The organism is Noviherbaspirillum sp. (genome assembly GCF_035654295.1).
Classification (GTDB): domain Bacteria; phylum Pseudomonadota; class Gammaproteobacteria; order Burkholderiales; family Burkholderiaceae_D; genus Noviherbaspirillum.
Genome location: NZ_DASRXF010000128.1, coordinates 1 through 7,559 on the forward strand (window position 1 = coordinate 1; position 7,559 = coordinate 7,559).

Here is a 7,559-nt window from a genome sequence, read left to right on the forward strand (position 1 = left end):
GGTCGCCAAGGCGGAGGCGAATCTGGCGCAGGCCAACCTGAAGGTGCAGCGCTACAAGCCGCTGGTCGAGACCAATGCGATCAGCAAGCAGGAATATGACGACGCGCTGACCGCGCAGAAACAGGCAACGGCCGAGCTCGCATCGGCCCGCGCGGCGCAGGAAACGGCGCGCCTGAACCTCGGCTATGCCACGGTGACGGCGCCGATCTCGGGACGCATCGGCCGCGCGCAAGTCACGGAAGGCGCGCTCGTGGGACAAGGCGAGGCAACGCCGCTGGCGACCGTCCAGCAACTCGATCCGGTCTACGTGAACCTGACGCAGTCCAGCGCGGAGCTGCTGCAATTGCGCCGCGCGCTGGCCAGCGGGCGGCTCAAGAGCGTGGGCAAGGACAAGGCGAAAGTCACGCTCGTCACGGAAGACGGCCGCGCCTACCCGCATGAAGGCAAGCTGCTGTTTTCCGACGTTGCCGTCGATGAAAGCACCGGCGCCGTCACACTGCGCGCGGAATTCCCCAACCCGGATCGCATGCTGTTGCCCGGTCTGTACGTGCGCGCCCGCCTGGAACAGGCGGTGAGCGAGAACGCGATCACGGTGCCGCAGCAGGCGGTGCAGCGCGACGCCAGCGGCGCCTCGGTGCTGCTGGTCGGTGCCGACGGCAAGGTGGCGCTGCAGCAGGTGAAGGCGGATTCCTCGCAGGGCGACAAGTGGGTCATCAGCGAAGGCCTCAAGCCGGGCGACAAGGTGATCGCCGAAGGTTTCCAGAAGGCCAAGCCCGGCGCCATGGTCAAGCCGGTGCCGTGGAACGGCGGCCAGTCCGCCGCAGCGTCCCCACCGAAGGCCGCCCCGCAACCGGAACAGAAATCCAAGTAAGGACGCGTCCATGGCAAAGTTCTTCATCGATCGCCCGGTATTCGCCTGGGTCATCGCACTCTTCATCCTGCTGGCCGGCGCGCTGTCCATCCTGCGGCTGCCTGTCGCCCAGTACCCGACCATCGCGCCGCCGTCGATCCAGATCAATGCGACCTACCCGGGCGCCACCGCGCAGACGCTGGACGAAAGCATCATCAGTCTGATCGAACAGGAAATGAACGGCGCGGAAGGCTTGCAGTACATGGAGTCGCAAGCCCAGGCCAACGGCCAGGCGCAGGTGACCGTGACCTTCCTGCCCGGCACCAATCCCGATCTTGCCGCGGTAGACGTGCAGAACCGCCTCAAGCGGGTCGAACCGCGCCTGCCGCAGGCGGTCACGCAGCAGGGTGTGCAGGTGACGAAGGCACGCAGCAACTTCCTGCTGTTCACCACCTTGTCCTCGACCGACGGCCGGCTCGATCCGGTGGCGCTTGGCGATTATCTCTCGCGCAACGTGCTCAACGAACTCAAGCGCGTGCCGGGCGTGGGCCAGGCGCAGCTGTTCGGCACCGAGCGCGCGATGCGGGTCTGGATCGACCCGGCGAAGCTGGTCGGCCTCAAGCTGACGCCGGGCGATGTCACCGCCGCCATCCGTGCGCAGAACGCGCAGGTCGCGTCGGGCACCCTGGGCGACCTGCCCAATGCCAATACGCAGCAGATCACCGCGCCCATCGTCGTCACCGGCCAGCTGTCCTCGCCGGAGGAGTTCGGCAACATCGTGCTGCGCGCCACGCCCGGCGGCGCCACCGTCCGCCTGCGCGACGTCGCGCGCATCGAGATCGGCGGCCAGCTGTATGCCACCTCCGCGCGCCTGAACGGCAAGCCGACCGCCGCCATCGGCGTGCAGCTGTCGCCGACGGCCAACGCACTCGCCACCGCCAAGGCCGTGCGCCAGCGCATGGACGAGCTGTCGAAGTATTTCCCGGCGGGCGTGAAGTACGACATCCCCTACGACACCTCGCGCTTCATCCAGATTTCCATCGAGGAAGTGGTGAAGACGCTGCTCGAAGCGATCCTGCTGGTGTTCCTGGTGATGTACCTGTTCCTGCAGAACATCCGCTATACGCTGATCCCGACCATCGTCGTGCCGGTGGCGCTGATGGGCACCTTCGCCACCATGCTGCTGTTCGGCTTCTCGATCAACGTGCTGACCATGTTCGGCATGGTGCTGGCCATCGGCATCCTGGTGGACGATGCGATCGTAGTGGTGGAGAACGTCGAACGCATCATGAGCGAGGAAGGCTTGTCGCCGCGCGAAGCGACGCGCAAGGCGATGGGCCAGATCACCGGCGCCATCATCGGCATCACGCTGGTGCTGATCGCCGTGTTCCTGCCGATGGCGCTGTTCGGCGGAGCGGTCGGTGCGATCTACCGCCAGTTCTCGCTGTCGATGGTGTCGTCCATGGTGTTTTCCGCACTGATGGCCCTGACGCTGACACCCGCCCTGTGCGCGACGCTGCTCAAGCCGGTGGAGGCGGGACATCATCACGAAAAGAAAGGTTTCTTCGGCTGGTTCAACCGCGGCTTCCACCGCACCGCGACGGGCTACAAGGGCTGGGTGGCCCGCATGCTCGCCCGGACCGGCCGCTGGATGATCGTGTACGGCCTGATCGTGGCCTGCGTCGCCCTGCTCTACATCCGCATGCCTTCCGCCTTCCTGCCACAGGAAGACCAGGGTTACCTGATCACCAACGTGCAGCTGCCGCCGGGCGCGAGCACGAACCGCACGATCCAGGTCATCGAGCAGATCGAGAACTTCTACCTGCAGCAGCCGAGCGTGGCGCGCGTGGTGGCGGTGGCCGGCTTCAGCTTCTCCGGCAGCGGCCAGAACGCGGCACTCGTGTTCACGCCGCTCAAGGACTGGAGCGAGCGCGGCCCTGACCAGTCGGCCACGGCCATCGCCGGCCGCGCGTTCGGCGCGTTCGCGCAGATCAAGGATGCCATCGTGTTCCCGCTGAGCCCGCCGCCGATCCCGGAACTGGGCAACGCCACCGGCTTCACGATGCGCCTGCAGGACCGCGGCGGCGTCGGGCACGATGCGCTGCTGGCCGCCCGCAACCAGCTGCTGGGCATGGCCGGCAAGAGCCAGGTCGTTCAGGGCGTGCGCCCCGACGGCCTGGAGCCGACGCCGCAGCTGCAGCTGAGCATCGACCGCGACAAGGCCAATGCGCTCGGCCTGGCCTTCGCCGACATCAACGCGACGCTGTCGACCGCGCTCGGTTCTTCGTACGTCAACGACTTCCCGAACCAGGGCAGGCAGCAGCGCGTGATCGTGCAGGCCGACATCCCGCAGCGCATGCAGCCGGAAGACCTGATGAAGCTGTACGTGCGCAACAACCGGGGCGAGATGGTGCCCTTCTCCGCCTTCACGAGTTCGACCTGGGTGGTCGGCCCGGTGCAGCTGTTCCGCTATAACGGTTATCCGTCGATGCGCATTTCCGGCAATGCGGCGCCCGGCCGCAGCACGGGCGAGGCGATGGAAGAAATGGAAAGGCTGGTTGCCCAGCTCCCGCCCGGCATCGGCATGGAATGGACAGGCCAGTCACTCGAAGAAAAGACCTCCGGCGCACAGGCGCCGGCGCTGTTCGCGCTGTCGTTGTTAGCGGTGTTCCTGGTGCTGGCGGCGCTGTACGAGAGCACCACGATCCCGGTCGCCGTGCTGCTGGTAGTGCCGCTCGGCGTGCTCGGCTCGCTGCTCGGCGCAAGCCTGCGCGGCATGCCGAACGATGTGTACTTCAAGGTCGGCCTGATCGCCATCATCGGCCTGTCGGCGAAGAACGCGATCCTGATCGTGGAATTCGCCAAGGACTTGCAGGCGCAGGGCAAGGGCTTGCTCGAGGCGACGCTGGAAGCGGTGCAACTGCGTTTCCGGCCGATCATCATGACCTCGCTCGCCTTCATCCTCGGCGTGCTGCCGCTGGTGATCGCCTCCGGCGCCGGCTCGGCCAGCCAGCGCGCGATCGGCACCGGCGTGATGGGCGGGATGATCACCGCGACCGTGCTGGCGGTGTTCCTGGTGCCGGTGTTCTTCGTCGTCATCCGCAGCTTCTTCAAGGGTAGCGAACGGCAACGGAAGTTCTACATGGAACACCTGCATCTTCAAGAGGACAACAAGGCATGATCAAGCAACCGGTTCTTTCCCTGCTGGCGGCAGGCGTGCTGTCGGCCTGCTCGCTCGCGCCGACGTATGAACGCCCCGAGGCGCCTGTCGCGTCAACCTTCCCGACAGCGACGCAGGCCGGCGACGCCACGCTGACCGGCTGGCGCAATTTCTTTCCGGACCAGCGCCTGCAGGCCCTGATCTCGGCGGCGCTGGAGAACAACCGCGACCTGCGCGTGGCCGCGCTGCGCATCGAGGAAGCGCGCGCGCAGTACGGCGTCCAGTCCGCCGACCTGCTGCCGAACCTCAATGTGAACGCCGGTGCCTCGCGCTCCCGCACGCCGGCCGCCCTGTCGCCCCTTGGCGTCTCCGCGGTCAACAACAGCTACCAGGTCGGCCTCGGCTTGGCCGCATTCGAGCTCGACTTCTTCGGACGCGTGCGCAGCCTGAACAATGCTGCGCTGGCGCAATACCTCGCATCAGAAGAGGCGGGCCGGGCCGCGCGCATTTCCCTGGTGGCGGAAGTCGCCAAGGCCTATCTCGCCGAACGCGCCTTCGAGGAACAGTACGAACTGGCGCGCAAGACCTACGAAAGCCGCGAATCCGCATACCGGCTCGCGAAACAGCGCTTCGATGTCGGCGCGTCGTCCGCGCTGGACCTGCGCCAGAATGAAACGTTGATGCAGTCCGCCCGGGTATCGCTGGCGACGCTGGCGCGGCAGCGTGCGCAGGCAGCTAATGCGCTGACCTTGCTGGTCGGCTCGCCGCTCGCCGACCTGCCGGCCGCGCATGGCTTGTCGGAGCAAAACATCGTCACGGAAATTCCCGCCGGCCTGCCCTCCGACCTGCTGGAACGCCGCCCGGACATCCGCGCCGCCGAGCAGCGTCTGCGCGCCGCCAATGCGAACATCGGCGCGGCGCGCGCCGCATTCTTTCCGCGCATCTCGCTCACCGCGTCCACCGGCACCGCGAGCAACGACCTTTCCGGCCTGTTCGAATCCGGCTCGCGCACCTGGTCTTTCGTACCGCAGCTGGTGTTGCCGATTTTCGATGCGGGCCGCAACAGTGCCAACCTGAATTTGGCGGATGTGCGCAGGAACATCGCGGTCGCGGATTACGAACGGTCGATCCAGACGGCGTTCCGCGAAGTCTCCGACGCGCTGGTCGGCCGCGCGGCCATCGATGAGCAGGTGGATGCGCAGCGCGCGGTGCTGGAAGCGCAGGCAGAACGCCTGAAGCTTGCCGAGTTGCGCTATCAGAGCGGCGTAGCCAGCTCGCTCGATGTGCTGGATGCGCAGCGCGAATTGTTTTCAGCGCAGCAGGCGCTGGTGCAGGCCAGGCTGCTGCGTTTGACGAATGCCATCGACTTGTATCGCGCGCTGGGCGGCGGGCTGGTGGAAGCGACGGGGAAGTAGACGGAAGTGAGGTCAAGATGGGGCGGTGGGTTTCGCTTCGCTCTACCCACCCTACCGTCCTCTATAAAGAACTGTAGGGTGGGTAGAGCGCAGCGAAACCCACATGCGCACCAAAGGACCGTAGGGTGGGTAGAGCGCAGCGAAACCCACCAGGATGCCCATTGTCGCCCACGCAGTCCTAGCTGATCAGTGGCTTAAGGAGCGCCACCGTCCTGCCGGTTGCCCCGCGATGCTGGCACGCGAAGGCCGCCGCATTCCCGCCCATGCGGCTGCGCTCCACACCGTCATGCAAGAGGCGGCCAGCAGCATCGAGCATGGCTGCGGAATCGTCGACCCGCAACGCAGCGCCTGCGGCAATCGCCTCCTCGCTCACTACACTGAAGTTGAAGGTATGCGGCCCGATCAGCACGGGTTTGCCGACGGCGCAGGCCTCGATCAGGTTTTGCCCGCCGAGCGGCAGCAGGCTGCCGCCGATGAAGGCGACATCGCATGCCGCGTAGTACGCAAACATCTCGCCCATCGAATCGCCCAGCAGGACGCGTACATTCCCGGCCAACGGCGCGGCAAGCGCTGAACGCCGCTGCACCGGCAGGCCCCGTGCCGCGACCTTGGCCGCCACCTCATCGAAGCGCTGCGGATGACGCGGCACGATCACCAACAGCGCATCCTCCAGACCGGCATTGCCGAGCGCGTCGAGGATCAGGTCTTCCTCGCCTTCCCGTGTGCTTGCGCATAGCAGGACCGGTTTGCTTCCCATCATCGCGCGCAGTTCCGCACCTTTTGCGAGCATGGCTTCCGGCGGCGTGACATCGAACTTGATGCTGCCGGTGACGCTCACGTTCGGCGCGCCGAAGCGGCGCACGCGCTCCGCATCCGCTTCCGTCTGCGCCGCCACGCAGGAGAATCCGCGCGCGGCGTCCGCCATCAGCGCGGACAGGCGCTGTGCCTTGGCCAGCGAACGCTCCGAGAGGCGCGCGTTGACGAGGGCGACGGGCACCCGGTGCTTCACGCATTGCGCGATCAGGTTCGGCCAGACTTCGGTTTCCATGAGGATGCAGATGCGCGGCTGGAAATGCTTCAGGAAGCGAGCGACCATGAAGCCGGTGTCATAGGGCAGGTAGCACTGCATGAGACGATCGCCGTGCTTCTCGAAGAGGGATTTTCCGGTCGCGCGGCCGGTCGGCGTCATGTGGGTGAGCAGGATGGCGTGATCAGGGTAGTCACGAAGCAAGGCATCGACCAGCGGTTCGGCGGCGCGGGTTTCACCGACCGAGACGGCATGCACCCACAGGACTTGCCGGGCCGGCCGCCCGGCATAGAATCCGAAGCGCTCGGCCATGTGCTGCCGGTACCCCGGCTCCTTGCGGCCGCGCAGCCAGAGGCGTCCGAGCACGAGCGGCAACGCCAGCCACCAGGCGAAAGAATAGAGCAGCCGGATCATGCAGTCTGCGGCCGGACGCTTGCCGGCCCGAGCAGTTTCTCGATGGCGCCGGCAGCGTCCGCGACTGAAGGAGGGGCGCCGCCGTCGCCAAGATTGATGATGTTGGGGGACCAGTTGCCCTCGGTTTTCCAGCGTGGGGAATCGCAGTACAGTTCGATGGTCGGCCGGTTGTAGGCGGCGGCGATGTGCGTCAGCCCGGTGTCGACACCGATCGCAAGCGAAGCGCGCTGCGCCAGCAGGACGGCTTCCATCATCGGCAGTTTCGGCAGTACGCGTGCATTCGGCATGCGGGCGGCGAGTTGTTCCGCCGCCTGTCTTTCGGCGTCGCTGCCCCAGGGCAGGAGGATGGGCAGCTTGCGTGCCGCCAGCAGGCGTGCCGTCTCGATCCAGTTTTCCGGCGCCCACTGCTTTGAAGGCCGGGCAGTGGCGTGGAAGAAGGTGGCATACGGCTCCGCGGGCAGCCAGCCGGGTGTTTGCGCCATGTCGGGCGCGCGCAGTCCGAAGTCGGCCGGATGCTGTACCGAGTATCCGAGCGCCTCGGCCGCGACGAGACGGCCGCGCAGGACGGCATGGGTGTGCACGCCGACAGGCACGCTCATGCTGTGGAAGATGCGCGAGGCCGCTTCATAGCCCGATCCTTCGGTGCCGTTGGCAAGGCCCACGCGCCGGCCTCCCTGCGCCAGCCGTGCCATG

5 protein-coding genes are annotated in these 7,559 nt (G+C 66.6%); 3 read left to right on the forward strand and 2 right to left on the reverse strand.

What is annotated here, in order from left to right; genetic code table 11:
- From VFF99_RS13050 to VFF99_RS13060, 3 genes are all read left to right on the forward strand, one after another.
- Nucleotides 1–871, forward strand: an 871-nt coding sequence (locus tag VFF99_RS13050; protein ID WP_325018541.1) for an efflux RND transporter periplasmic adaptor subunit, incomplete at its 5' end; no start/stop codon positions are given.
- Nucleotides 872–881: 10 nt separating this feature from the next.
- The gene (locus VFF99_RS13055) at nucleotides 882–4,031 is read left to right on the forward strand and encodes an efflux RND transporter permease subunit (protein ID WP_325018543.1); all 3,150 of its coding nucleotides are present in this window, start codon (nucleotides 882–884) and stop codon (nucleotides 4,029–4,031) included.
- Entirely contained in the window at nucleotides 4,028–5,425 is a 1,398-nt protein-coding gene (locus tag VFF99_RS13060; RefSeq protein ID WP_325018544.1) for an efflux transporter outer membrane subunit, read from the forward strand. Before VFF99_RS13055 ends, VFF99_RS13060 begins: the two co-directional genes overlap by 4 nt.
- 178 nt (nucleotides 5,426–5,603) lie before the next feature.
- Here the strand turns inward: VFF99_RS13060 and waaA are convergent, their stop codons facing one another.
- Both waaA and VFF99_RS13070 read right to left on the reverse strand, forming a co-directional pair.
- Nucleotides 5,604–6,863, reverse strand: a complete 1,260-nt coding sequence (gene waaA / locus VFF99_RS13065) for a lipid IV(A) 3-deoxy-D-manno-octulosonic acid transferase (RefSeq protein ID WP_325018548.1) — start codon at nucleotides 6,861–6,863, stop codon at nucleotides 5,604–5,606.
- Nucleotides 6,863–7,559 (reverse strand): glycosyltransferase family 9 protein (locus VFF99_RS13070; protein ID WP_325018546.1); only part of this gene is annotated, 697 nt, incomplete at its 5' end. The genes VFF99_RS13070 and waaA, both read right to left, overlap by 1 nt.